General features: G+C 40.5%; 19 protein-coding genes. 8 read left to right on the top strand and 11 right to left on the bottom strand.

Annotated elements, in window-relative coordinates:
* Positions 1-129 precede the first annotated feature (129 nt).
* From xylB to I6F48_RS02915, 6 genes are all read left to right on the top strand, one after another.
* Positions 130-1,587 carry a xylulokinase gene (gene xylB, locus I6F48_RS02890; RefSeq protein ID WP_197118746.1) on the top strand — a complete coding sequence of 486 codons (1,458 nt, stop codon included), beginning with the start codon at positions 130-132 and terminating at the stop codon, positions 1,585-1,587.
* 30 nt (positions 1,588-1,617) lie between these two features.
* Entirely contained in the window at positions 1,618-2,937 is a 1,320-nt protein-coding gene (gene xylA, locus I6F48_RS02895; protein WP_007375167.1) for a xylose isomerase, read from the top strand.
* Positions 2,938-2,976: 39 nt separating this feature from the next.
* Positions 2,977-3,915 carry a transaldolase gene (gene tal / locus I6F48_RS02900; protein WP_197118747.1) on the top strand — a complete coding sequence of 313 codons (939 nt, stop codon included), beginning with the start codon at positions 2,977-2,979 and terminating at the stop codon, positions 3,913-3,915.
* Between the two features lie 58 nt (positions 3,916-3,973).
* The gene (tkt, locus tag I6F48_RS02905; RefSeq protein WP_197118748.1) at positions 3,974-5,992 is read left to right on the top strand and encodes a transketolase; all 2,019 of its coding nucleotides are present in this window, start codon (positions 3,974-3,976) and stop codon (positions 5,990-5,992) included.
* Positions 5,993-6,091: 99 nt separating this feature from the next.
* The gene (locus tag I6F48_RS02910; protein WP_197118749.1) at positions 6,092-6,475 is read left to right on the top strand and encodes a hypothetical protein; all 384 of its coding nucleotides are present in this window, start codon (positions 6,092-6,094) and stop codon (positions 6,473-6,475) included.
* A 13-nt stretch (positions 6,476-6,488) separates the two neighbouring features.
* Entirely contained in the window at positions 6,489-7,463 is a 975-nt protein-coding gene (locus I6F48_RS02915; protein ID WP_197118750.1) for an aldose epimerase family protein, read from the top strand.
* A 96-nt stretch (positions 7,464-7,559) separates the two neighbouring features.
* Here I6F48_RS02915 and I6F48_RS02920 read toward each other — a convergent pair whose 3' ends face one another.
* On the bottom strand, positions 7,560-8,708 hold the full coding sequence (locus I6F48_RS02920) for an endo-1,4-beta-xylanase (RefSeq protein ID WP_197118751.1): 1,149 nt from the start codon (positions 8,706-8,708) through the stop codon (positions 7,560-7,562).
* Between the two features lie 169 nt (positions 8,709-8,877).
* On the opposite strand from I6F48_RS02920, the gene I6F48_RS02925 reads away from it, so the two are divergent.
* Positions 8,878-9,336, top strand: coding sequence for a cupin domain-containing protein (locus I6F48_RS02925; RefSeq protein WP_197118752.1), 459 nt, complete (start codon positions 8,878-8,880; stop codon positions 9,334-9,336).
* 122 nt (positions 9,337-9,458) lie between these two features.
* Here I6F48_RS02925 and I6F48_RS02930 read toward each other — a convergent pair whose 3' ends face one another.
* From I6F48_RS02930 to I6F48_RS02940, 3 genes are all read right to left on the bottom strand, one after another.
* Positions 9,459-10,316, bottom strand: coding sequence for a TIR domain-containing protein (locus I6F48_RS02930; protein ID WP_165727813.1), 858 nt, complete (start codon positions 10,314-10,316; stop codon positions 9,459-9,461).
* Between the two features lie 464 nt (positions 10,317-10,780).
* The gene (locus I6F48_RS02935) at positions 10,781-13,003 is read right to left on the bottom strand and encodes an endo-1,4-beta-xylanase (protein ID WP_197118753.1); all 2,223 of its coding nucleotides are present in this window, start codon (positions 13,001-13,003) and stop codon (positions 10,781-10,783) included.
* 584 nt (positions 13,004-13,587) lie between these two features.
* Complete coding sequence (locus tag I6F48_RS02940; RefSeq protein ID WP_197118754.1) at positions 13,588-14,733, bottom strand: endo-1,4-beta-xylanase; 1,146 nt, start codon at positions 14,731-14,733, stop codon at positions 13,588-13,590.
* A gap of 115 nt (positions 14,734-14,848) precedes the next feature.
* Here I6F48_RS02940 and I6F48_RS02945 point away from each other — a divergent pair, with 115 nt between their 5' ends.
* Positions 14,849-15,823: an SMP-30/gluconolactonase/LRE family protein gene (locus I6F48_RS02945; protein WP_197118755.1), complete on the top strand. Its 975-nt coding sequence runs from the start codon at positions 14,849-14,851 to the stop codon at positions 15,821-15,823.
* 139 nt (positions 15,824-15,962) lie between these two features.
* Here I6F48_RS02945 and I6F48_RS02950 read toward each other — a convergent pair whose 3' ends face one another.
* The 7 genes from I6F48_RS02950 to I6F48_RS02980 form a co-directional block, all read right to left on the bottom strand.
* Positions 15,963-17,243 (bottom strand): glycosyl hydrolase family 8, encoded by a 1,281-nt coding sequence (locus I6F48_RS02950; protein WP_197118756.1) that lies wholly within the window; start codon positions 17,241-17,243, stop codon positions 15,963-15,965.
* Between the two features lie 212 nt (positions 17,244-17,455).
* Complete coding sequence (locus I6F48_RS02955; protein ID WP_197118757.1) at positions 17,456-18,283, bottom strand: ThuA domain-containing protein; 828 nt, start codon at positions 18,281-18,283, stop codon at positions 17,456-17,458.
* A 7-nt stretch (positions 18,284-18,290) separates the two neighbouring features.
* A complete protein-coding gene (locus tag I6F48_RS02960) occupies positions 18,291-19,022 on the bottom strand; it encodes a DUF6445 family protein (protein ID WP_197118758.1) in 732 nt (243 codons plus the stop codon).
* A gap of 5 nt (positions 19,023-19,027) precedes the next feature.
* Entirely contained in the window at positions 19,028-20,512 is a 1,485-nt protein-coding gene (locus I6F48_RS02965; protein ID WP_197118759.1) for a tryptophan halogenase family protein, read from the bottom strand.
* 22 nt (positions 20,513-20,534) lie between these two features.
* The gene (locus tag I6F48_RS02970; RefSeq protein WP_197118760.1) at positions 20,535-21,545 is read right to left on the bottom strand and encodes a cupin-like domain-containing protein; all 1,011 of its coding nucleotides are present in this window, start codon (positions 21,543-21,545) and stop codon (positions 20,535-20,537) included.
* A gap of 10 nt (positions 21,546-21,555) precedes the next feature.
* Positions 21,556-22,299: a SapC family protein gene (locus I6F48_RS02975; RefSeq protein WP_197118761.1), complete on the bottom strand. Its 744-nt coding sequence runs from the start codon at positions 22,297-22,299 to the stop codon at positions 21,556-21,558.
* Positions 22,300-22,484: 185 nt separating this feature from the next.
* Positions 22,485-25,514, bottom strand: a complete 3,030-nt coding sequence (locus I6F48_RS02980; RefSeq protein WP_197118898.1) for a TonB-dependent receptor — start codon at positions 25,512-25,514, stop codon at positions 22,485-22,487.
* Between the last annotated feature and the right edge of the window lie 43 nt (positions 25,515-25,557).

Here is a 25,557-nt window from a genome sequence, read left to right on the forward strand (position 1 = left end):
GTGAACTCCAACAACCAAGCAATAAACTTGCAAATTAATTGTTAAACATAGTTTAAAACTAGCTTGACTTAACAATATCAAATCATTAATGTTAGCGCTAACACTAAAACAACATTAAGCATCACATTTATGTTCCTTGGTATCGATTTAGGCACTTCAGGTGTAAAAGTAATTATTTTAGACGAGCAAGACCAATTGCTTGCTCAAGCAAGTGGATCTTTAAGCGTTTCACGCCCAGCACCACTTTTTTCTGAGCAAAACCCTACAGATTGGTGGCTTGCTACATGTAGTGCAATTGATGAGCTTAAAAATACTCACCCTGCATTACTAAAATCGGTAAAGGCTGTGGGCCTTTCTGGGCAAATGCATGGCGCTACGCTGCTTGATAAAAACAATAACATTATTCGCCCAGCCATTTTATGGAACGACGGGCGCAGTGCAGCACAATGTGTAGAGCTTGAAAAACGCGAACCAAATTCTCGTAATATTACCGGCAACATAGCAATGCCTGGTTTTACTGCACCTAAATTGGTGTGGTTAAAAGAGTTTGAACCAGAAAACTTTGCAAAAGTAGCCAAAGTATTATTACCAAAAGACTACCTACGCTTTTTAATGACCGGTGATTTTGCATCAGACATGTCTGACTCAGCAGGCACACTGTGGCTAGACGTAGAAAAAAGAGCATGGTCGCAAAAAATGCTTAGCGCTTGCGACTTAACAGAGCAACACATGCCTACCCTTTTTGAGGGCACACAAATTACTGGCAAATTAACAGCCCAAGTTGCTGCTAAATGGGGTATGGAGCAAGTGCCTGTTGTTGCAGGTGGTGGCGATAATGCCGCAGGCGCTGCTGGTGTTGGCGTAGTAAGGCCTAAACAAGCGTTTTTGTCATTAGGTACTTCGGGCGTTTACTTTGTTGCTAACGATAAATACCTGCCTAACCCAGAAGGTGCTGTACATACTTTTTGTCATTGCATTGAAAACACCTGGCACCAAATGTCAGTGGTGTTAAGCGCAGCAAGCTGTTTAACCTGGGTCACTAAATTAACCGGTTTTAAAAACGAAAGCGCATTGCTTGAACAAGTAAGTAAATGCGATTTTAGCAAACCAAGCTCTGTCATATTTTTACCTTATTTAACTGGCGAGCGTACGCCGCATAATAACCCCGATGCCAAAGGCGTATTTTTTGGTTTAGACAGCGATACCGATGCAGCAGCTCTTGGCCGTGCAGTACTCGAGGGCGTTGCTTTTGCCTTTGCCGATGGCCAACAAGTACTGCTTGATGCCGGCGCACAAATTGACGATGTAACCGTTATTGGTGGTGGCGCTAAAAGCCCACTGTGGGGAAAAATCATCGCAAGTGTACTCAACCGCCCCCTAATTTACCGAGAAGGCTCAGAAGTTGGCCCCGCATTTGGCGCAGCAAGGCTTGCCCGAATAGCAGTAACACAACTCCCTGCACAACAAGTGTGTGTTAACGGCAAAGTAACGCAAACAATTGAGCCAGACCCAGTCATGCAAAACTTTTACGCACAGCAATACACAACATACAAAGCACTTTACCAAAGTGTAAAAACATACTTTTAATACACTATTATAAAATTAATGGAGCACATTATGAGCGAACAATTTTTTACAAACGTTGAAAAAATTAAATTTGAGGGTGAAAACTCTAAAAACCCATTTGCATTTCGTTACTACGACGAAAACCAAGTAGTGCTTGGCAAAACAATGAAAGAACATTTACGTTTTGCAGCCTGTTACTGGCATAACTTTTGTTCTACAGGGTTTGATATTTTTGGTGAAGGTACGTTTGACCGTCCTTGGATCCAACCTGTAGGCAACCAATTAGAACTTGCTGAACAAAAAGTAAAAGTAGCCTTTGAATTTTATGAAAAATTAGGCGTTCCTTACTTTTGTTTTCATGATGTTGATATTGCCCCTGAAGGCAAAACACTACAAGAAAGCCACGATAACGTAACGCACATAGCTAACATTATCGAAAAAGAAATGCAGCGCACAGGTGTAAAACTACTGTGGGGTACTGCTAACTTATTCTCAAATCAGCGTTTTTGTGCCGGTGGTGCAACAAACCCTAATCCTAATACGTATGCATACGCAGCAGCACAAGTTAAACATGCAATGGAAATTACGCATCGTTTAGGCGGCGAAAACTACGTACTTTGGGGTGGCCGTGAAGGTTACGATACGCTACTAAATACAGACCTTGCACAAGAAAGCGAACAGTACGCACGCTTTTTGAAAATGGTTGTAGAGCACAAGAAAAAAATTGGTTTTAAAGGCACATTATTAATTGAGCCAAAACCACAAGAGCCAACTAAGCACCAGTACGATTACGATACAGCAACGGTTGCAGGCTTTTTATATAAGCATGGCTTACAAGACGAAATTAAAGTAAACATTGAAGCAAACCACGCAACACTTGCGGGTCATAGTTTCCATCACGAAATTGCAGTTGCTTGCGCTGAGGGCATTATGGGTAGTATTGATGCTAACCGTGGCGACATGCAAAACGGTTGGGATACTGACCAATTTCCTAACGACGTAGCCGAGTGCACACTTGTTGTTTACGAAATTTTAAAAATGGGTGGTTTTACAACCGGTGGCTTTAACTTTGACACTAAACTTCGTCGTCAATCGTGTGAGCGTGATGACTTATTCATTGGTCACATTGGCGGTATGGATACAATGGCTAAAGCATTACTCAATGCAGCAGCAATGATTGAAGGTGGCGAGCTGACTGATTTTGTTGAAAAACGTTACGCTGGTTGGAAAGAAGACCTAGGTCAAAGCATTCTAAATGGTGAGCAATCACTTGAGAGCCTTTCAGCCTTAGTACACGAGAACAACATCGATCCTAAGCAAGTTTCTGGTCGCCAAGAGCTGCTTGAGAATATTGTTAACCGCTACGTATAAGGACATCGCCTCGGTTTTAAAGCCGAGGCGTACATCATTATGAACTTGTTAGAACAACTCAAAAAAGTAACCACAGTCGTTGCCGACAGTGGCGATGTAGAGTCAATCAAAGCCCTACAACCGGTTGATGCAACAACCAATCCTTCGTTAATTTTACAAGCTGCAAAATTACCTCAATATAAACATTTAATTGAAGACGCTATACAAAAAGCTGGCAACAACGTTGACGCTATATGCGACCAACTTATTGTTAACTTTGGCTGTGAAATACTAAAAGTAATACCTGGGCGTATATCGAGCGAAGTAGATGCGCGTTTATCGTTTGACACCCAAGCAAGTATTGTCAAAGGGCGTAAGCTTATTTCACTTTACGAGCAAGCCGGTATTTCAAAAGACCGCGTACTCATTAAACTTGCTTCAACATGGGAAGGCATTAAAGCCGCCGAGCAGTTAGAAAAAGAAGGCATTAAGTGTAACTTAACGCTGCTTTTTTCGATGGCTCAAGCCATTGCCTGCGCACAAGCTAACGTAACGCTTATATCTCCGTTTGTTGGTCGTATTCTTGATTGGTATAAAGCGTCTGAAAACAAAGAGTACACCCCAAGTGAAGATCCTGGTGTGCAGTCGGTTACTGGTATTTATCAGTATTACAAAAAGTACGATTATAAAACGGTGGTAATGGGCGCAAGCTTTAGAAACATTGAAGAAATAATCGAACTTGCTGGCTGTGATTTACTCACTATCTCGCCACCACTGTTAAATAGTTTACAAAGCCAAGAAGGTGAACTGGTTACAAAGCTTGACGCTGCAAACATTGCCAAAGCACCGCAAAGTGACTTAACCGCACTCACCCATCAGCAGTTTTTATGGCAGCACAACGAAGATGCAATGGCCAGCGAAAAGCTCGGTGAAGGCATTCGTAACTTTGCCAAAGACCAGCGTATTTTAGCTAAATTGGTTGAAGACCTACTACACTAATTTCCCTCAAGCCTGCCACATTACGTGCGGGCTTTTTTATTTTTATTTGAGGTAATACATGACTCAGCTTTCTTCTCGTGCGCCTTTTGCTAATGCCATTCGCGCACTCAGTATGGATGCGGTACAGCAAGCAAATTCAGGGCATCCGGGCGCACCTATGGGTATGGCCGATATAGCCGAAGTACTGTGGAACGATTTTTTAAACCACAATCCTAACGATCCAAATTGGCCTAACCGAGACCGCTTTGTACTCAGTAACGGTCACGGCTCTATGCTTATTTATTCTTTATTGCATTTAAGCGGGTACGAGCTACCACTTAGCGAGCTTAAACAATTTAGACAAATGCATTCAAAAACCCCAGGTCATCCTGAATACGGTTATACCCCAGGTGTTGAAACAACCACAGGTCCGCTTGGCGCAGGTTTATCAAATGCCGTAGGGATGGCCATTGCCGAAAAAGCCCTAGCAGCACAATTTAACAAAGAGAGTTTTGATATTGTTGATCATTACACTTACTGTTTTATGGGTGATGGCTGTTTAATGGAAGGCATATCGCACGAAGCATGTTCGCTTGCAGGCACATTAGGCCTGGGTAAACTTATTGCTTTTTGGGACGATAACGGCATATCTATCGACGGACACGTTGAGGGCTGGTTTACCGACGACACCGCTAAACGCTTTGACGCTTACGGCTGGCATGTAATAAAAGATATAGACGGCCACGACCCAGAACAAATTGCCAGCGCCATTGCACAAGCCAAACTAGTGAGCGATAAACCTACCCTACTTTGTTGTAAAACCGTGATTGGCTTTGGCTCGCCAAATAAATCAGGCTCGCACGACTGCCACGGCTCGCCATTAGGCAATGACGAAATAACTGCTGCACGCAAATTTTTAAACCTCCCAAATAAAGCATTTAGTATCAGTGATGATATTTACGCCCATTGGGACGCTAAACAAAGCGGTGATAAAAAACAAAAACAATGGCAACAACTGTTTAGCGACTACACCAAAAGCCACCCAGAGCTTGCTAAAGAATTTGAGCGTCGCGTAATTAAACGCACCCTGCCTGACAACTTTGAAGCTATTGCAAACAACTATATTGCACAGTGCAACAATGACGCCGCTAACATTGCCAGCCGAAAAGCCTCGCAAAACACCATTGAAGCCTTTGCCCCGCATTTACCAGAGTTACTGGGTGGCTCTGCCGATTTAGCCGGTTCTAACTTAACGCTGTGGTCTGGCTCCAAAGGCATAAGCGCAGATGACGCCAGCGGTAATTACCTGTTTTATGGCGTGCGCGAGTTTGGTATGAGCGGCATTATGAATGGCATATCACTGCACAGTGGTTTTATTAATTACGGTGCTACGTTTTTAATGTTTATGGAATACGCCCGTAACGCAGTAAGAATGTCGGCACTTATGGGTATTCAAAATATATTTGTGTATACCCACGACTCTATTGGCCAAGGTGAAGACGGTCCAACTCACCAACCTATTGAGCAACTAGCCAACCTACGTATGACGCCAAACCTAGTAACATGGCGCCCATGTGATGCAGTAGAAACTGCAGTATCGTGGAAAAACGCAATACAAAATCAGCATCAACCTACTGCGCTTATTTTTAGTCGCCAAGGGCTAAACCACCAGCCACGTAGCGCGCAGCAAATTAACGACATAGAAAAAGGCGGCTACATTCTTAGCGATAGCAGTAAAACGCCTGAGCTTATTTTAATTGCAACAGGCTCTGAGGTTGATTTAGCAATGCAAGCCGCTAAAGAGCTTACAGCACAAGGCGTTGCCGTGCGTGTGGTATCTATGCCAAGCACCACATTGTTCGACCTGCAATCAGACGATTACAAGCAAAGTGTATTACCAAACTCGGTTGTAAAGCGCATTGCAATCGAAACCTCACACCAAGATTACTGGCTTAAATATGTTGGCTTACAAGGCAAAGTAATTGGTATGAGCACCTTTGGTGAATCGGCGCCAGGTAACGTGCTATTAGCGCACTTTGGCTTTACAACCAAAAACCTAGTTAGCACCGCGCACGCGTTAATTAAAGCCAACGCTTAATATATTTAGTACGCGTAATGCGCTAAATAATCCAAACTTTATCCAATTAATGCGCTAAGTATCCCAATGCTTAGCGCATTTTTAAATTTAAGGAATATGATGAAATACTTACTATTAATTATGCTTTTTAGTGCAAGCACTAGTTTTAACGCATGGGCAAATGACGCTCAAAATGATGAACTAATGCTAACGATTTTTTTAAAGCACGACCAATCAAAAAGCCTCTCTGAAATAAAAGAAATACTCAACAACGCTAACTTTTACAAACATTTTCCGCCAGAGGGTGCAACGGTAGAATCTTGGAAAGTAATGATGGGCATAGGCCAAGTTGTTACCTTGCGCTTTCCAGCAGCGTTATTACCAAAAGTAAATTTATCGATTGAGCGCTATGGTTGGAAAGCCTACAGCACTGAGTTTTACCCAACTTACGATCTGTATCCAATCGTAAAAGAAGAAATTAAAAAAGCCAGAATGAACAATTAAAAGAGTAACCACCATGACAACTTCACTTGTTCCATACACACTAAGTAATGAAACAAACGATACTATTTCTATTATTAACTACGGTGCCCGGCTTACCAGCTGGGTTACCCATGTTGATAATAAAAAACGAAATATTATACTTGGCTATTCTAATATTAATGACTATTTAAACGATACGTTTTACTTAGGCGCGGTAGCCGGTCCTTATGCAAACAGGCTAAGTAACGCACAAGTACACATTGATGATAAAGCCTATGAGCTTAATAAAAACGAAGGAGTAAACCAACTCCACGGCGGTCAAAAAGCATTAAGCGACTTGTTTTGGCAGCTCGATTATCATCACAAAAATGCATTAAGTTTAAGTATTACCCTACCCGATGGTTACAACGGCTACCCAGGTAAAACCACATTTAATGTGCTGTACAGCTTTACCACTAACAGTAAAAACCAGAGTAATCTTGATATTAAATTTACAATTACCAGTAATAAAAAAACCATTGCAGGGCCAACAGCGCACCCATATTTTAATTTAAATGGCATTACTAACAGCGCACAAGGGCATATATTAAAATTGGCCGCAGCGCATTATACGCCCATAAATTCGCACGCAATTCCCACAGGCTTAATAGCCCCTGTAGCCAATACGCCTTTTGACTATACAAATGCGCGAGTGCTTAATAAAACCGATAAACTCGATCATAACTTTGTAACCGAACAAACACTTAACCTGCAAACCAATAAGCAACACGCTGAGCTTACAAGTGCTGATGAAAAGGTAATGCTGAGTGTGCTTTCTAACTACCCTGCCATTCAGGTGTATACAGGGCAGCATTTAAAAAGTCCTTTTAATGCACATGACGGTATTTGCCTAGAGCCGCAATTTTGCCCCGACAGCCCAAATACCCCACACTTCCCATTTAGCTATTTAACACCACAAGTGCCTTTGCAAACGCATATTAGTTACTGCTTAACTAACTTGAAATCTTAATAATAAACCTATCAAAAATAGCTATTTTAAGCGCTTAAAACCAAAAAAGGATCGCTATTAAGCGATCCTTTACGGGAGATTAAATGTTTTTTACTATTATAAATCGCTTACAAAGCTTTTAAGTTTTAACTCACGGTCAATTAATAATGGGTAATCGGTGCGCCCTTGCATTGGCCAATCGTTACGCCAAGTGCCTGCATCGCTTATACCCCAAAATGTTACGCGGCTTACTTTATCGTCATGCTTTTTAAGTATGTTAAATACGGCTTTATAACGCTCGCCCAACTGGGTATTTACTTCACTCGGTAAACCATTCGGGTATGGATTAAAGCGCTCTTGCAAGGCAATATCTAACGAAATGTCAGCGCCTTGTTCTTCACCTTCAGGGAACGGTAAAACCGAAATATCAAGCTCGGTTATCATTACATCAATACCTGTTGCTGCGTATGCCACAATAGAGTCTTCCATTAACGAAAGCTCTGGGTTATCAAGCGAATAATGCGCTTGCATACCAATACCATCTATTTCAATGCCTTTGCTTTGTAAATTTTTAATAAGCGCAATTGCACCGGCTCTTTTTTCTGGCTTATACAAGTTGTAGTCGTTGTAATACAGCTTGGCATTAGGCGCTGCCTGCTTAGCGTATTTAAACGCGTATTCTATAAAGTCGTCACCAATAATGGTGCTCCATTTAGATTCACGCAGTGTGCCGTCTTCGTTAAGTGCTTCGTTTACAACGTCCCATGCAAAAATACGGTTTTTATAACGCCCTGCAACAGCATTAATATGGTTTTGCATACGCTTAAGTAATGCGTCGCGGGTAAGCGGTTCGCCCTGCTCGTCTTCAAAAACCCAATCAGGCGTTTGCGAATGCCACACTAATGTATGCCCAACTAACTCTTGGTTGTTCTCTTGTGCGTACTTAACTAACGCATCAGCGGCTTCAAAATCATACGTTTCAAGCTCTGGGTGTATACGCTCCCACTTCATAGAATTTTCTGGCGTAAAGGTATTAAATTGCGCTTTAGCTACGTTTAAATCTTCAGGCAAAGCTCCTAATACTTGGTCGCGGCTAATTGCTGTACCAATTTTAAAATGATCTTTAAATTGCGCTTTAAGCGTTAATTGCTCCGGCGCTTTTTGTGCTTTTAGTGTCGGTTTACTTTGCTCTGCTGAGCCATTACAGCCAAGTGCAAGGCTCGACATTCCTAATAAAATAGCAATCGTTAGTTTATTTTTATGCATGATGTACCTGTTGTGTGTTTTTTAGTGTGCAAGGTAAACTTAACACCATATAGTCTTTTTGACAACAACGTTTTATTAAAATAGACTGAACAAAAATAACACAGTACACATTCCTTAATTGCATACCTAACTAGCAAGATAACTAGTAAATAAATTAGCAAGGACACACATGAAAAACACAACAAACACCTTATCACTAAAAGCCGCAGCCATTTTTGCATTAACGGTCGCATTAACTGCTGCATTAACTTCTGCATCACCTGTTAGCGCAGCAGATAAACCCAAGCAACTTACCTCATCTATAGTGAGCCAAAAAGACGCGCACATCACTCACTACGAAGGCGGTGATTTTCATACCTACTTTTATGGCGATACATCACTCACCAAAGGCGCTATTACCGGCGTCGCGGTTATTAAACCTAATAACGAAATACACCCTGCCCACCAGCATCCTGATGAAGAATACTTAATGATTCTTGAGGGCTCAGGCACCTGGACACTTAATGGTAAAAGCCAACCAGCACTCACCGGGGATATTTTATTTGCAGCCCCTAATGACCTACACGGCATTTATAACAACGGCGATGTGCCACTTAAGTTTGTGATAGTGAGGTATCAGGCTAAGTAATTTTGGATGGCTTTTTTCAGTTTTTAGTGAAATAGATTAAGTGAATTATGCACAAAGAGGTTAAGAGACGCTTCGCTTTTAGAGGAAAAAATAGCCTGATATAAGATCAGGCTATTTTTTAATTAAAACGAAATATCGTCATCTTTTACTTCTGGAGTTGACTGTCTGTACTGCGGTTGTTGAATTGGCGTTAAGAGTTTATCTATTCTAGTTTCATTTTCTAACACGTATTCAACCCCATCTTGCGTTAATTTATAGCCATACCACTCATTACCATTAAAATCTGAATCAAGTACTTTCTCAATTAAACGCATTCGTTCTAGTTTTATTAAAGCTATAGTACTTTTATGTGGCTCTGAACTATTAGACAAACTGAAAGCTGAAATACTGTCGTTGTCTGTTGCTGTTGAAAGTAAGTTGCAAAGAATAATGAGCATAGACTCTGTTACAACGTGTTGAGGGAGAGATTTTTTGTATTCAGTTGTACCAGCTGATTGACGTAGATCGTCTTTAAATTGGCTATGGAAACTACCTAACTTATCTATTTGCTTTAAAAACCTGGTACATGCTGAATTTACTGCCGATTCTAAATCATTATCTCTGCGAATAGGATCATAGTCGTTGATGTTTACACCCAATAAATCCGTCGGCATATAAAGCTCTTCATGCCTAGGCTTAAGAATAAAACAGCGCTCTTTGCCTAAGGCTCCAATAAATAATCCCAACTCAAATATTACGTTGTCTCGGACTGTAGGTTTAGGATTACTTCTCATTACAGTTAGATCTTCAGGGCAAAATATAAAAAGCGCAAAATCAACATTTTTTGCTTTATCGGTAAGTGATGTAAGAGTATCTCCACCTGAGTTAAATATCTTATCCCAAATTGTTACTTCAACTTTGCGGTCAAGACAAACATTACATGCACTAGCCACATCATAGCTTTCCGACGATGAACCAATAAATAGACGAGGTTTTTCCATGTTAATACAACCATTTTAAATAATTTATATCACGCTATACAGATACTTAATTTTGATGATTCGTATAGCTATTCATACAGAACTTATCTATCTCATTTAAGATATAAATAAATCCTGCTATTTATTCTTATATTAGTACAAAGTACTATAACGTATTGCTAGTTATAAGCTTTAAGTTATTTTTTCTTATCATGATGCTTTGAACTCGTCGGGCACTTCTCATTTTCTTCTCTTCGTGAAAATTTTCTAAAAAAAGCCGAGTATTTAAAAATATCCAGCTTTGATTACACTTTGCTTAACTTCATATGCAATCGTTTTATTAAAACGTCATCAAACAACCACAATAGGCAACGCTACTTAACTTGCTTCATTTTGAGTAAAACAATTAAAGCACACGCAAAAAAATAGTCTGTATAAAAATACAGACTATTTAATCTGGGGTTAATTACTTTTAGTTAAACTTATTATTCGACCAAGGTTACCGATACATCATCCACATAAAAGTCTGCAGTGAGTTCACTTGACTCAACATAAAGTAAAGCCGCACTTTCCTGCGTTGTAATTGAATGAGTATAAGTACCTGATAGCTGTACCCAGTCGCCTGCTGCAACGGTTGTAACAGGCGTAAGCTCAAGGTATTCAGTGCTAGTGTGCTCTATTTGTAGCGTTAGTTTTATATCTGGTGAAACGGTACTGGTATCGTCAGATAGCTTAACCCATGCAGATACGTTATAGGTTTTATCTGCTGTAAATAAGCCTTTTACATCCTTTTGTATGCCATTCCACGTTTCTGTTCGCCCTTGTACTAAAGCGCTATTATTGCCACTGTGGGCTTGGGTTGACTCTAAGGTTATGCTTGCACTTCCGCGCGCTTGCCATGAATCAAGTCCGGCTTCAAAGTCGCCATTAGTTAACAGTTCTGATGAAGGTGCTGGTTGACCTACTTCAATTAGCTCTTTTAATGCATTAGCAAATCCTTGTAAGGCAGGCTTTGCAGTAAAGTCATTAAAAAATAACAGTGGCCATTCTGTTGTTGGCTCTGGCCAGTTTTGTAACCAGCTATCCTCGTCAATTACGCCCCAAATAGTTATGCCACCGCGTTGATCTTCAGGTACAGTTTCTAGGTATGTTTTAACAATATCGTAGTAGTACTGCTTTTGTTCATCCGCTCTTTCACTGGTTAGGTAAGTGAGAGGAATGCCGCCTTCGTTGTTCATACGAACATCTAGCTCGGTAATTTTTACTTTAATTTTAGGGCGAATATCGACCACTTTTTGAAGGTGAGCCTGAATGGTTGAAATGTCAGGGCTGTTAAGTGAAATATGAGATTGAAACCCTATACCATCAATAGGCACGCCGTTGTTGTGAAAATCGTTAACCATAGCTATAACAGCATCTAATTTATCGGCATTCCAAATCAGGTTGTAATCGTTGTAGTATAAGTCTGCATCGGGGTCGGCCGCTCTTGCTGATTTATAGGCTAACGGTAAAAATTCGGCTCCTATATTTTCAAACCATACAGATTCGTCGGCGCTGTCGTTTGTGGTTTTTTCACCACGGTATTTGCCATTTTCCATAAACGCTTCGTTAACTACATCCCAACTCACTACGGTATCGTTATCGCCTTCTTCTTCAAAGTGAGTGGCAACTTGAGTGATGTGATTTTCCATCATGGTTATCCACGCGGCTTTATCACCTTGAAAACTCTGCATCCAAGGCGCAATTTGCGAGTGCCAAACAAAAACATGGCCATGCACGGTGAGTGAGTTGTCTTTGGCGTAGTTAACTAGCTCATCAGAATCATCGTAAAAAAATTCACCTTGGGTTGGTTGTAAATAGGTAGGCTTCATAATATTTTCAGCAGAGAGCTGATTAAAGTGTTGTTCAATAATAGTTTTAATCTCTGGTCTGTCTATTACGCTGTTACCAAAACCACCCGCTGGCACAGCCACACCAATATTAAAATTAGGTGCCAATGCTTTTAAACTTTGCGCTGTTACTTCGCTGTATTGAACATCAGGTATTTCTTCTGCTGGTACATCGTCTAAAATAAAGCCTGAAAATTCGTCTAGGTATATAGACTTGTTAATGTTCTCTTCTTTTGAAAAGTGAATTGCCAGCCTTACTAAAGAGTCAGCTTCGGCCGTTGCGGCTGTTAATGTTATTTTTTGCCACTCGCCTGTGAGTGTTTCTTTTACTAGGCTAAGTTGACCGTAATCTGGCGCAGGTGTTTGAATCCAAAAATCGGCACTGGTTCCCTCTTCACCTTTGGCCCAAACGCTAAACTCATAATTTTTACCACCGGTGATAGGAAGGTCTTCATAAGCTATTTCAATTCCCCACGGGTTGTCACCCAGTGTATTAACGCTCACCTCAACTGCTTTTGTGCCTTGGTAAGTATTAACGCCTTCTTCGGATTCTATTACTTCTATAGTAGAAGTTGCGCTTGATTCTTGTGCTGGCCTAAATACCCAATTTCCGACAGGTGTTGTTTGCCCTGCAGTGTCTTCTTCAAACCCGCCATTTGTTATTTCAGCTGCTATTGGCGCTTCAGGCTCTGGAGTATCAGGGGCTACTACTTCCGGTATGGGTTCAGGCACCGGTGTATCTTTATTACTCCCCCCGCACGCCATTAAAAGTAACACTAAAGTCACTAATCCGGTGTTACGAAAAATCGATTTATTCATTTTTTATTCCTTAGACTAAAGCAATAAATGAGTCGTTTTTAAACTAGGCGCAGTAAAGCCATTTAATTGAATAAAATATGATAAGAGTATTTATACTGCATCATCAATATCTATTATTCAATATGACTACAACTAATTAGGAAAACAAACAGTCATTTATATTTATTATTTTAATATCTCTTCAAACGTTAATATTTACCTTGTACAAGGCTGCAAATATAAACTTAAAATCATCGAGTTATAGTTAAGGCTTAAATTAAATTTTTATTGTTCTATATCGTGTGTGTGAATATACAATCATTAAATTAACCTAAAACCAACATTGTTATAGTCTATTTAACAATAAGGATCAAGGTTAAAATTAAACCCGCTTCATATTGCGTTTTCTTTGAGTATGCTTTGAGTTTGAGAGAAATAATTAAATAGAAGGTATAAGTGATATTTGCGCTTGTATTACTTAGGTAAGTTCAAGGTTTGCCAGTTCATCGCTTAGTAAAGTGACTTTTATTTGCCCCTATATGGAAATTTCCAAACAAAAAAAGCCGAGTATTTAAAAATAGCCGGCTTTGACTACACAATGCGATTTACTGAACTACATCAGCAATTGTTTTAATAACTGCCTTAGGGTTTAAATTACGATCCCATAATAATGGGTAGTTTGTTCTGTTTGGGATTGGGTAGTCGTTTTTCCACGACATACCATCGTGTAATCCCCAAAAGGTTACGCGGTCTATCTTGTCGCGTTTTGCGTAAAACAGTTCAAACAAGGCTTTATAACGGACGTTTAATTGCGCCTCTACGTCGCTAGGTAAACCATTTTTGTAAGGGTCAAGGTAGGTTTCAAACTCTTCTAACTGAAACTGTGGCTTCATCATATCGGTGCCGGTAATCTGCCCTTCTTTTGTTAAAGGCAGCACATCTATATCAAGCTCGGTGATCATCACTTTTATACCCAGCGCGGCATATGCATCGATGGCTTGTTCAATGTATTGCATTTTAGGAAAGTTAAGCCCCCAATGCGCTTGTATGCCAATGCCATCAATGCGGATACCTTCTTTTTGCAGCATTTTGATCATACGTATAATGCCGTCTCTTTTTTCTGGTCGCCATGCATTAAAGTCGTTGTAGTAAAGTTCGGTATTAGGTGAATACTGCTGAGCGTATTTAAACGCGGCTTTTACCATTGTATCGCCATCGCCTACGCGGTTAACCCATACAGTTGGTCGATAAGAGCCGTCATCAGCAATGACTTCGTTAACTACATCCCACGCATCTACTTTGTTTTTATAGCGCCCTGCTACCAGCTCTATGTGTTTGCGCATTTGCTCTAACTGCTCTGCTGGGGTATTTGGCTCATTTTTGCTATTTGTAAAAAACCAGTCAGGCGTTTGGTTATGCCACACTAAGGTATGGGCTACGGTAAACATGTTATTTTGCTTGGCAAAATCTATAAACGCATCTGCACCACTAAAATTGACCTTACCTTGCTGTGGGTAAATTACTTCTGCTTTCATAGCGTTTTCAAGGGTGACTGTATTAAATTGCTTAGCAATAATTGACTGCGCGGCTGCGTTTTTGCCTGTCACTATATCTTGATTTACAGCAACCCCCATTTTAAATGAGTCTGCAAAGGTGTTTTTAAGGGCTGGGGCTTGGTCTTGGTCTTGTGCAGCGTTTACGCTTAAAGACCCTGCAAGTAAAAGCAGGCCGAGTGTGTGTTTTTTATGCATGTGTGTGCTCCGTTGAATCGTTATTATTTTCAATAAATATCATACAACGAAAAAAATAAATGATATAGTCAAAATGACCATTAATTATAAATTAAACAAACCTGAGTAAACGTCCATGCTAAAAACACACAAAAAAACACTAAGCTTAGTTGTATTAATGCTCTGTTTTAATAAAGCAGCGCTGGCACAACAACTTGAAAATACACCTTTGTTAAACGCTGTAAACAGCCAAAGCAATGAGCAGTCACCATTAATAAAAGGCGTTAAGCCCACACTTGTTAGTGACGAGTTTTTGTTTTTAGAAGGGCCTACGTGGTCAAGCAAAGACAATGCGTTTTATTTTTCTGAAATGAATTTTGCAAGCTCGCAAGCACTCGGCCCCGATTCAACCATTTATAAATTAGTGCTGCCCAATATCCTTACCACTTATTTAAAGCACAGTGGTACAAATGGCCTGTATGCAAAAAACGGTAGCCTCTATACGCTTAACCACAGTACGCAGTCGCTTTCTAAAATTAATATAAAAAGTAAAACTAATACCGTAATAGTTAGCGAGTTTGATGGGCTGAGCTTTAGCTCGCCAAACGATATGACTATGCATAAAAATGGCGACATATTTTTTACCGATCCTAATTGGCAACTAGGCGAACGCACTCAACAAATGCCTTATACCGGTGTGTATAAGTTAAGTAATACAGGCGTACTTAGTTTAATTGACGCTACTCTTGAAAAACCCAACGGTGTTGCACTATCCCCAGAGCAACATACCCTTTATGTTGGCGACTTTAGTAACCGTGTAAGTAAATACACTATTGATAAAAACGGTGAGATTTCACCGCGCGAAGACTTTATTAAAATAACCTCGCCAGATGGTATAAAAGTAGACTCTGCTGGCAATATTTACGTAAGTAGCCACAGCAAAGGCGTTATTAATATTTACACGCCAAGTGGCGCGTTTATCGATAAAATTGAACTTGGCCCTAATGTAACCAACCTTGCGTTTGGTGGTAAAAATCGCAAAACATTATTAATAACCACCGCTAAGGGCTTGTTTACACTTGATGTAAAAGTAGCGGGTTTGGCTAATTAGCTAAATTAGTTAAGCAACTTATTAAAGATAAAAGTTAGCTTACTCGTTATACATAAAAAACCGGTGTAACTTGGTTACACCGGTTTTTTGCTGCCTAAGCTTTTGCTACTTAGGCTTTTGCTGCTTAGGTATTGTTATTTTAATTAAACGTGTTGTTGTAAAACTTAAAGTTACCCGATACATGCAGCATAGCTAACATATATAACGAACCATTGTAGTAACGGTAGTCACCCGTTGGTTGCGATAAAGACCAAAAGTCGTTAAAAAACTCATTTGCTTGCCCAGTGTTTGTTGAAGCAAGTAACGCTACTGCATTTGCTGCTTTTTGACCTTCGCCTGCGCAGCCTTTGTTTTGCGCTCCACCGTACGAATACACTTGCTCGTAACAGTTTTTACTGTTGTTTGTTTTTGCATAACTTAAAAAGCCAAGTGCTTTATTAACTGCATTTTTATGCCACACCTGAGCACCCATTAAGTGCGCGTCTAAGCCCACATTCATAATTACGCGCCATGCATCAAACTCATACCATTGACCTGGGTTTGCTTGGCCGTTAAAAATGTAACCAATAACAGGGCTGCCATCTAAGCGCGATAAAAATGTAGGTAAGTTCCAATGCGGATTATCATTCACTTTTGTAAAATGGTTTTTAAGTAAGGTTCTACTTTTTGTAGCCACTTGTCGCCAGTAATTTTTGTCGGCTTGATTAGTCACGTTATTTGCAAAGTAGTCGTAAAACGCAGGTATATGGTAAGAAGGGTCTGTTAGGTTATCAATGTAAGGTGAAAAACGGATTATTTGGTTTTGCATCAGCTTGTTTTTAATTGTGTTTAACATGGTAATGGCATCAGCATAATAATCAAATTCGCCCGAATTACCCCAACGGGCTGACGCATTAAGTAGTGCGAACGCAAAGTACTCTTCGCCATCCGGAGCCGGACCTTCATCTACTTTATAAACAAAGCCGTTTTGATTAAGCTTTAGTTTCCACGCATAAACGCCTTGTTTTTTTACATCAGGGTGATTGTCTGGATTTTTTTGATACGCTTTAGCAAAGCGCCATAGGTTATCAAATTCTTCTTGCTTGTAGAGCATAACAGCAGCAGTCATTCCCCACGATTGCCCTTCTGTTCTTATATCATCACCTTCGTCTGGGTTAATTGCTTTTATGTAGTGTGCTTTATAAACACCGTTTTCGGTGTACGGGTAGTAAAGTTGTTGAGTGTTGTTATAGCCAAACATATTGTCAAAAGTACTATTCACCTTTTGCTGTATATTTGTTTTACCCATTTCTTGTGCGAGGTTACGGTATGTCACTGAACTGTCGGCGCCTACACTCGATGGGTTATTATTAAATGCAGCAAGTGATTGATAGCTTATTAGTGTTAACAATAAAGTTGTTATTTTAAAAAATACTTTCATGTTTATCCTCTTTATTTGAATTATATCAGCGTGCAAATTTAATATAGTCTTTTTGACCATTTGATCAAGCAATTCTCAAAGCTATTTGTTTATTTTATGAACTAAGTTAAATGAGTGAGGTGTTTACACAGTGCCTAAAATGCAAAAGGCCGCTTAAAAAAGCGGCCTTAGTGATGTAAATAATATTAAAAAGTACATTTATGAGTTATTCATTAATTACTGCTTTTTAACCCTTTACCTGTTGCAGCCCAATAAATACCGCCATAAATATGCTCGGTTAAAAACTCACTGCTATACACCGCATTAGTATGTCCAAGAGCGGTATAAAATGATCGGCCGCCATCGTAATTGTGATGCCACGAAATAGGATGAAACGATCCCATGCCTGAGCCTGTTTTGTTATTACCCCAATCGGCAGTTGGGTTGTAAGTTTGCTCATCAACCGTGAGTAAGTAGTTTAACTTAGTAAGCTCTGGCCCAAACTCGTACCACTCGTCAGTCCAAAGCATTTCCTGCGGCATATGGTTTAAGCCTATAAAGTTAGTATTAGGCACTTTGCTTAATACACCGGTTTGAATAACAGGATGAATGTTAAAGGTGCGCCCCACCAGCTTTTGATACCACGGCCAATCGTATTCGGTGTCTGATGCGCTATGAATACCCACAAAGCCTTTACCTGCTTTTACAAATCGTTCAAGCGCGGCTTGCTCTTTTGGGTTTAAAATATCGCCTGTGGTTGATAAAAACACTACTACATCAACATTTTTTAAGTAGTCGTCGTTAAAATAATGGCTTTCTTCGTGCCAAATTAAATTAAAAAAGTGCTTATCGGCTAAGCGTTCTAGCGCTTTAACGCCTTCGGTTTGCGACTTATGGTGCCACCCTGCAGTTTTTGTAAATAGCAGTACATTAAATTGCTTTTTAGGGAGAGTATCAAACCCTGTAGCATGACTTTTTTGCACTGTTGCCGTACTCAGCGCCAATACAAAAAAGCTTAATAGCCAACCTTTATATGCGAATCTAGGTAAAGAAAAAAACATAGTATTCCTATTTAAAATGAACAAACATATTGGCTGTTAGCCGCCCTGTTTGTGGACACGGTGAAATATCGGTAGCCGTATTAAGCAAACTTGTATGCAGCAAATATCCAGGAAACACAAGAAGCCTATTTGGCTTGTATGCTATGTGCTTGTAGCACTCAAATTCACTATGCTGCGTGCTGCAGTAACTAGGTTTTACATTACTGTGTTCAAGGTAGTGTTGAGCATGCGTTAAATACGTGTTTTTGCGCTTTGTGCTTATTGTTTCAAACCCTGTTTTTTTATGCCTAAAGAACCCCGTTCCGCCGTGCGCTCCCTCCCCAAGGTAATGAATAATCGCAATTAAGTTAGGATCGTTTGTATCAAAGTGTGGCAAGGTTTGTATTGGTGATAGCTGCTGCTCCGTTTTAGTAATTAACGATAAGGTATTATCTTTTGGGTATGGGGTAAGTGTTTGCCCAATATTAAATACGTTATAAAACCCCTGTATAAGCGGTTTTAAATAATCAACCACACATTGCTTTGGCAGCGGCATGCGTAAACCTGGGTATTGAGTGAGTTCGTCGGGTTTAAACTCTCCCTGATTTTGCGCATGATTTTCATCACTTTCATCAGCACTTTGCGCTAATTTTATAAGTTTTTGCGGCTCACTAAGGTAGTCGTCAATTATAATAATTGGCGTTTGCTCTTGCCCTATAAACTCATATTGCGGCTGTAAGTTATTGCCAAGTGTTAGCATAAAACTTACTTAGCCTTGCAATAATGATTAATAAAATCAATGTGGCTCGGTAAGCTATTTGCCTTTTTAGCTGCATGATTTTTTATTGATTCTAAAAAGCGCTTTAGCTCATCATCGCTCATGCTATCTACAATGGGGTGATAATTTTGCGGCACTATCCCTTGCCCTAACATCACTTGTAACCACGATGCTTCGCCAAATAGCTCTTGCTCTGCTTTATAAACATGCCCACTTTGCTTAAATAGCTCAAGGCGTTTAGCAAGCGACTCTGGTATTGGCATGTTTTTACAGTAACGCCAAAAGTCGCTGTCGGTGCGCTGTGTTACATGGTAATGCAGCACAATAAAGTCGCGGATATTTTCCGCCTCAAAGCGCATTTTGTTATTAAAGTCATCTTGATAGCACGACTCAATTGCTTTGGTTGGCATGTTTTGCATTAATCTAATAATGCTTTGCTGAATTAAATGAATACTGGTTGATTCAAGCGGCTCTATAAAACCACTGGCTAAGCCAATAGCCACACAGTTTTTGTTCCAATGTTTACGTCGTGTACCGGTGCGATATTTTATAACGCGCGGCTCATTAATGGGTTTGCCTTCTACGTTATTAAGGAGCGCTGCTTTTGCCTCTTCATCGCTCATGTATTTACTACAAAATACTAAGCCATTACCACGGCGGCTTTGCAGTGGTATTTGCCACTGCCAACCACATTTATGCGCCATGGCGCGTGTGTATGGCACTATTGGACTTACTAATTCAGTTTGTACTGCTACTGCGCTGTCGCACGGCAGCCAATGGCTCCAATCTTCGTATCCGGTGTGTAGCGCTTGCTCTATTAATAAGCCTTTAAAGCCGGTGCAATCTATAAATAAATCGCCCTCAATAATTTGCCCATCACCCAAAGTAAGCGATTTTATAAAGCCATTAGAGGGCTCTAAGTTAACTTTGCTTATCATGCCTTCTATACGTTTAGCGCCGTTTTGCTGTGCAAAATTTCGTAAAAACTTAGCGTACAAACCGGCATCTAACTGATAAGCATGATTACGGTCTTGATTCGGCACTACGGCAAATTTACCTAAACGGCTTGCTACGTGCTCTGTGCAATAGTCGCCAATATCGGCTGCTACACCTTGCTGCATGCCTTTAAGCCAAAAATGCTGAAAACCCGCAGCCCAACAGCCTTGCCCCACATAACCAAACGAGTGAAAGTAGCTTTGTTGGTTTTGTTTCCAGCCCTCAAACGATATGCCTAATTTAAAGGTGGCGTTGGTGGCTGCCATAAATTCTGATTCACTAATTTTTAGTAAATCATGAAATATATGCAGCGTAGGGATAGTTGACTCACCGACTCCTACGGTCGGTATTAAATCAGATTCAACTAAGCACACTTCAATATTTTTACCTAGCAGCTTTGCCATTGCAGCGCTGCACATCCAACCGGCGGTGCCGCCACCTGCTATTACGATTTTTTTAATTGCATTTTGATTCATATTTCAAACCTTACAAGTACGCTTAGCGTCTTAATTTATTTTGTAATTCGGCTCTTAATTTACGCGCTGTAAGCTCATCCATTGGCTTTGCTAAAATAGACTGTGCAGGCGTTGATATGTGGGTAAATTCGTTATCGGCAAATACGTAGTAATTAAACAAACGTTGCCATGCTGCGCGCTCATGCTTTGGTAAATTACGTATGTTTAAAATAGCAAGGTGCAGTGCATTAGTCGGTTGACCATAAACCGCTGGCGTATTTTTAAACCAATAATTAAACAGAATATTTAAACTGCCAAGTCCCTCTACTTGGTGCCACCACATACTGGGTAAAATAAGTGCATCGCCCGCCTCTAAGTCAACGGTAATTGCCGCTTTTATTGCCTGTTCAAACTTAGGAAACTGCTTAAAGTTAGGTGCAGTTGTGGTGGTTAAACTTATAGGCTGACCACCTGGTGCTTTATCAAGCGGGCCTACATATAAATTATCGATTTGATCGGGGGGAAATAAAGTAAAACGCCTTTTACCTGCAACGCAACACGCTAAATTTTGCGCTACGTCGTAATGTGCTGGCACGGTAACCTTACCGCCTGCCCACACATTAAATAAACAGCCTTCGCTTAACGCATTAACGTGGCAGTGATCAACCAAAGAAGGTAAGCATTGTGCAATGCTAGTAGAGCCAATGTATAGCGTATCTGCGTGTGGGTTATTTGCAGTTTGCGTTATTTGCTCAAGCGCGTTAATAAATGGCGCTTGCTGATTAGTAAAGTTAAAACCGCTCATATCAGGGTTATACCCTACAACCCCATTTTGACTGGCGGCTATTGTGCAGGTATTAACTAAAAAACCTTCGTAAAACGGCGTTAAATAATCAATTGCTGCAGCATCAGATTTTTTAGCAGCAATAACTAGGGGCCATTCGCTTACAAACCCTTTTAGTACAATAGGCACAGGCGAGTTTAAAAGCTCCCTTGGTAACGTACTGGGAGTTAAACCACTGAGCGATTGAATTTCATTTACTAAATTTGCCATAGTTAAGCACTTACATCGCTTGCTTTTGTAGCATAAGTTGCTCGTTTTTAAGCGCCACTAAATCACGTACATGTACTTGCGATGCAATGACCATATATATACACGCTAAATACCCTTGTGAGTGAAGCTCTGCAATTGCCTCGCTACCTAGCTGGTTTAGCGAGTCTTCGTTTATGGTATAAAAACCGAGTAAGTTATGTTTAAGCCCGTTTACTAAATCAAGTTCTAGCGATACCGACTCAAGCAAACTATGTTTAATTAAGGTTTTAATAAAAGGCTGATTTTCTTGAAGGCCATGATGAAGGCTGTCGAGCACGTTTATTATATTTTCGAGGTAATCACTATTTCCGCCGTGTTCTAAAAAGAGGCTAATACCCTGCTTTGTTGACACTTTTGGTGAGTCTAAATCAATACTAAGCATGCGCTCTTGCGTTGCTACACCGTTTTGCATTGTATTTTGAGTCGCAATAGCAAAAGGCAGTCGCTGCATGCTGAGCGGAATGTAGTGTGCTTGCCATTGTTGGTTTACTAAAAATAAGTTTTCGTCTTTGTTTATGCCGTATAAACACACCGGCGAAAATGTATTTGTTGCGTCATCTTTGGTAAAAAATATTGGGTAATGTGCTTGAGCGACTCTAAATTCGCTTACAAATGTTTCGCTGTACCAAACCCCGTCACCTAAGTGTGTGCCGCGTGCAGGGTTTATTTTTAAATGCTGATGCTCAACATTATTTAATAATGCATGATTGGCCATGGATTGTGTGCTCCAATTATTGTTATGTGCCTTTACTTACTACTACGCATACCTACTGCTGTGAAGTGAATGTAACAAATAAGTTAAATTCACATTGACTATAACAGGTGGGTATTATTATTACTAGATTAAAAAGAGCAAAAAAAAGCCGCATAATGCGGCTTTAAATAGGTAGATAATATTTATTAAAAATTATAACGAACACCTAAACCGTAGCGAGAGCCTGTTTGAGTGATGTTATAAATCAGCTCTTGCTTGCGCCCGTACGATGTTACGTACTCGTCAGTAATATTTATACCTTCAATAAATACGGTAAGCCCTTCTACTGCGGGTACTTCGTAACTTACGTTAAAGTCTATTTGGTAATATTCATCGGTATAAATTGGCGCAGTTAAATCGCCATTTACACGGCGCTCATTTAAAAACGAGTCGCGCCAGTTATATGCAATACGTGCTTGTAAGCCTTCTTTATCGTAAAAGAACACCACGTTTGCCGTATCACTTAACCCTACAAGTGCTTCTGTATCCTCTAATGAGTCGTTGTCGTATTCAAGTCCTGAGTCAACCATGGTGTAGTTAAAAATACCGCCAAAGCCTGACTCACCAAATAAGTGCTGAATATTAAATTCAAAGCCATCAATGGTGTATTCTTGGTCGCCATTTACAGGCACGTTTATTCTAAAGTTTACAGGTTCATCTGTTGCTGGGTCACCAACAATTGTGCCGCCGTCTAACTCGCCATTTTCATCAAAATTAGGCTGTACATTTGGATCATCAGCAAAGTTTTCAAAAATATATGTTCGAATAGCTAAGTTAGAAGCATCAGCACCAAGTGCACTTTGTGCTGCTTTGAACTTCTCACCGTTTAAAGGATCGGCAAGATTAAAAATATCCGAATCTATTGTGCCTGTTGTGATCCAATTGGTTACGTCTTTTTTAAAGTAACCAAACGAAATATAGCTACCTTCGCCGTAATACCATTCACTTGATAAGTCGTAGTTAATTGATTCAAGTGGTTTGAGTCCTGGATTACCAGAGCCACCCGAATAACCACTTAAACTACCGCCGGTATTAATAGTTGTTCCGCCTTGTAGCTGACCATAACCCGCTCTTGAAATAGTTTTGCTCGCCGCTGCGCGGATCATTACATCTTCAACTACTTCAATATTAAAGTTAATATTTGGCAGAAACTGGCTGTAGTCTGCCGATTGGCTTAGCGTTTCAATACCGGTAACACCCGTTACTGATGTGGCTGTATCTTCGTTCCATTCTACGCTGCTATAACCGGGTGCTGTTGCTTTAGAAAATACGTCTGTTTTTTCGTAGCGTAAGCCAATTTGTAGGTCGAAGAACATGCCGCTCAATTCGCCTTTATAATTTACTTGTGCAAAAGCAGACTGCGTTTTTTCTTCAGTAAAGCGGTTTGTTGCTGCATCCCAATCGGTTGAAGCACAAAATTGTCCTTCGCCATTTGGACCTGCCGCTGCGCCAGCCGCTGCTTTACAATCACCGTAAAGGTTATCTACGTTAGCAACAGGGTCAGCAAACTCGGCAGCATTTACAATCGCATCAAAGTCGGCAAAAAAGATTGTATTAAATAAATCGTATTCGCCTTGTGTTGCAGTGCCTTCAAAGTTACCCGCTTTAGCTTGAAACTTATCTAAAATAGTATCTTGGCGCCAATCAATATCAGCAAAGTCGCCCTCAACACCAACACCACCCCAATCTGGGCGTTGTACTTGGGTATGACGATAATGGTTATTTACTTTGTTAACCGCAACACCAAAGTCGATGCTTAGGTTGTCGTCAATGTAGTAGTCACCTGAGATTTGTGTTTGATCGATTTCTGAATCGTATTTATCATTTGCAAACCAGCTACCCGATAAGCGCATAGTGCTTGGGTTAAAGTTTTCGATGTTACCAATTGCAATACCGGGTAAATCGCCAGTTAAATCAAGCCCAGAGCGCGTACGTGTGTACGAAGGCAACTGAATATTGTTACGCGTACCGTGGCGTGGATCGGTTGCTTTCATAGAGGCTTTTGAACTGTGATGATCAAACTCTAGGTTAAGTTGATCCGACACTGCCCACTCTAGGTTAAAGCCTAATGAATCTGTTTTTTCTTCGCGGCCCCAAGAACCTACAGTAAGCGACGTATCGCGGTAGTCGGCATCACTTTGAATGTCATAAATTTCTGAGTAAATAAGTGGGTACGCGTTAGGCTCGCCCGCCCAAACAGATTCACTTCTGTCGCCAGCGTAGTTAAACCAAACTGAGGCATCAGTGTGCTGCTCTTCAACGGTTGTTTTAAAGCCGGTGTAATCAAGGGTTGCTGTAATGTTTTCAACAGGTTGATATTGAAATACCAACTGACCATTTACACGTTCACGTTGACGTTCTTCAAACACATAACGTGGTTGTTGCGGGTTTGAATAAATACCTGATGTAGGTCTGTTTGTTCCGCCTTCTGCTCCTGCAGGTACGCCGCCCCATCCTGTATTTGTGTAATCAGATGCTCTGTAACCTTGATCTTGAATAAACTGTTGCATACCGCTTTCACGGTCTTGGTAACTACCCGATATCGAGATACCAAACTTGTCATCCCCAAATGTTTGCGAATATAAACCGCTTACCTCTGGTGTAATGCTGCCCTCATCGGTTGATTGATCGTCTACGGCTTTTACGCCAAACGATGCTTTTATACCTGGGCTATTTAAGGGTCTGTTTGTTGTTAAGTTTATAGTTGCGCCAATGCCACCTGAGGTAACACTTGCGTCTGATGTTTTATAAACTTGCACACCCGATACGCTTTCAGATGCGACATTTGCAAAATCAAATGTGCGGTCACCTGTTGTATTAGGAAGCTGGCGGCCATTAATAGTAATTAAGTTATTAGCAGGACCAAATCCACGGACTGTTACGCGGCTACCTTCACCGCCGGCTCTATCAATTGATACGCCGGTAATACGTTGTAGCGATTCAGCAAGATTGGTATCAGGAAATTTCCCCATATCCTCAGCCGAAATTGCATCGACAATACCAGAAGAATCGCGTTTAACATCCATAGAGCGTTGCAATGAACCTCTAATGCCGGTTACTTGTATTATTTCTACATCTTCATCGACAACGGTTTCTGCAGCGTAGCTTTGGTGAGGAAGCGTAACCGACCCTATTGCAGCGAGTATGGCTGTTGAAATTATCTTTTTCTTAAACATCATGATGCCCTTTTTCTTATTTAATTATTATTGACGTACTGCA

This window comes from Pseudoalteromonas sp. SWYJ118 (assembly GCF_015864505.1).
Taxonomy (GTDB): domain Bacteria; phylum Pseudomonadota; class Gammaproteobacteria; order Enterobacterales; family Alteromonadaceae; genus Pseudoalteromonas; species Pseudoalteromonas arctica.

Bases quoted from the DNA above. Each gene is read 5' to 3' on its own strand.
- xylB (WP_197118746.1), top strand. From the start codon at position 130: ATGTTCCTTGGTATCGATTTAGGCACTTCAGGTGTAAAAGTAATTATT.
- xylA (WP_007375167.1), top strand. From the start codon at position 1,618: ATGAGCGAACAATTTTTTACAAACGTTGAAAAAATTAAATTTGAGGGT.
- tal (WP_197118747.1), top strand. From the start codon at position 2,977: ATGAACTTGTTAGAACAACTCAAAAAAGTAACCACAGTCGTTGCCGAC.
- tkt (WP_197118748.1), top strand. From the start codon at position 3,974: ATGACTCAGCTTTCTTCTCGTGCGCCTTTTGCTAATGCCATTCGCGCA.
- I6F48_RS02910 (WP_197118749.1), top strand. From the start codon at position 6,092: ATGAAATACTTACTATTAATTATGCTTTTTAGTGCAAGCACTAGTTTT.
- I6F48_RS02915 (WP_197118750.1), top strand. From the start codon at position 6,489: ATGACAACTTCACTTGTTCCATACACACTAAGTAATGAAACAAACGAT.
- I6F48_RS02920 (WP_197118751.1), bottom strand. From the start codon at position 8,708: ATGCATAAAAATAAACTAACGATTGCTATTTTATTAGGAATGTCGAGC.
- I6F48_RS02925 (WP_197118752.1), top strand. From the start codon at position 8,878: ATGAAAAACACAACAAACACCTTATCACTAAAAGCCGCAGCCATTTTT.
- I6F48_RS02930 (WP_165727813.1), bottom strand. From the start codon at position 10,316: ATGGAAAAACCTCGTCTATTTATTGGTTCATCGTCGGAAAGCTATGAT.
- I6F48_RS02935 (WP_197118753.1), bottom strand. From the start codon at position 13,003: ATGAATAAATCGATTTTTCGTAACACCGGATTAGTGACTTTAGTGTTA.
- I6F48_RS02940 (WP_197118754.1), bottom strand. From the start codon at position 14,733: ATGCATAAAAAACACACACTCGGCCTGCTTTTACTTGCAGGGTCTTTA.
- I6F48_RS02945 (WP_197118755.1), top strand. From the start codon at position 14,849: ATGCTAAAAACACACAAAAAAACACTAAGCTTAGTTGTATTAATGCTC.
- I6F48_RS02950 (WP_197118756.1), bottom strand. From the start codon at position 17,243: ATGAAAGTATTTTTTAAAATAACAACTTTATTGTTAACACTAATAAGC.
- I6F48_RS02955 (WP_197118757.1), bottom strand. From the start codon at position 18,283: ATGTTTTTTTCTTTACCTAGATTCGCATATAAAGGTTGGCTATTAAGC.
- I6F48_RS02960 (WP_197118758.1), bottom strand. From the start codon at position 19,022: ATGCTAACACTTGGCAATAACTTACAGCCGCAATATGAGTTTATAGGG.
- I6F48_RS02965 (WP_197118759.1), bottom strand. From the start codon at position 20,512: ATGAATCAAAATGCAATTAAAAAAATCGTAATAGCAGGTGGCGGCACC.
- I6F48_RS02970 (WP_197118760.1), bottom strand. From the start codon at position 21,545: ATGGCAAATTTAGTAAATGAAATTCAATCGCTCAGTGGTTTAACTCCC.
- I6F48_RS02975 (WP_197118761.1), bottom strand. From the start codon at position 22,299: ATGGCCAATCATGCATTATTAAATAATGTTGAGCATCAGCATTTAAAA.
- I6F48_RS02980 (WP_197118898.1), bottom strand. From the start codon at position 25,514: ATGTTTAAGAAAAAGATAATTTCAACAGCCATACTCGCTGCAATAGGG.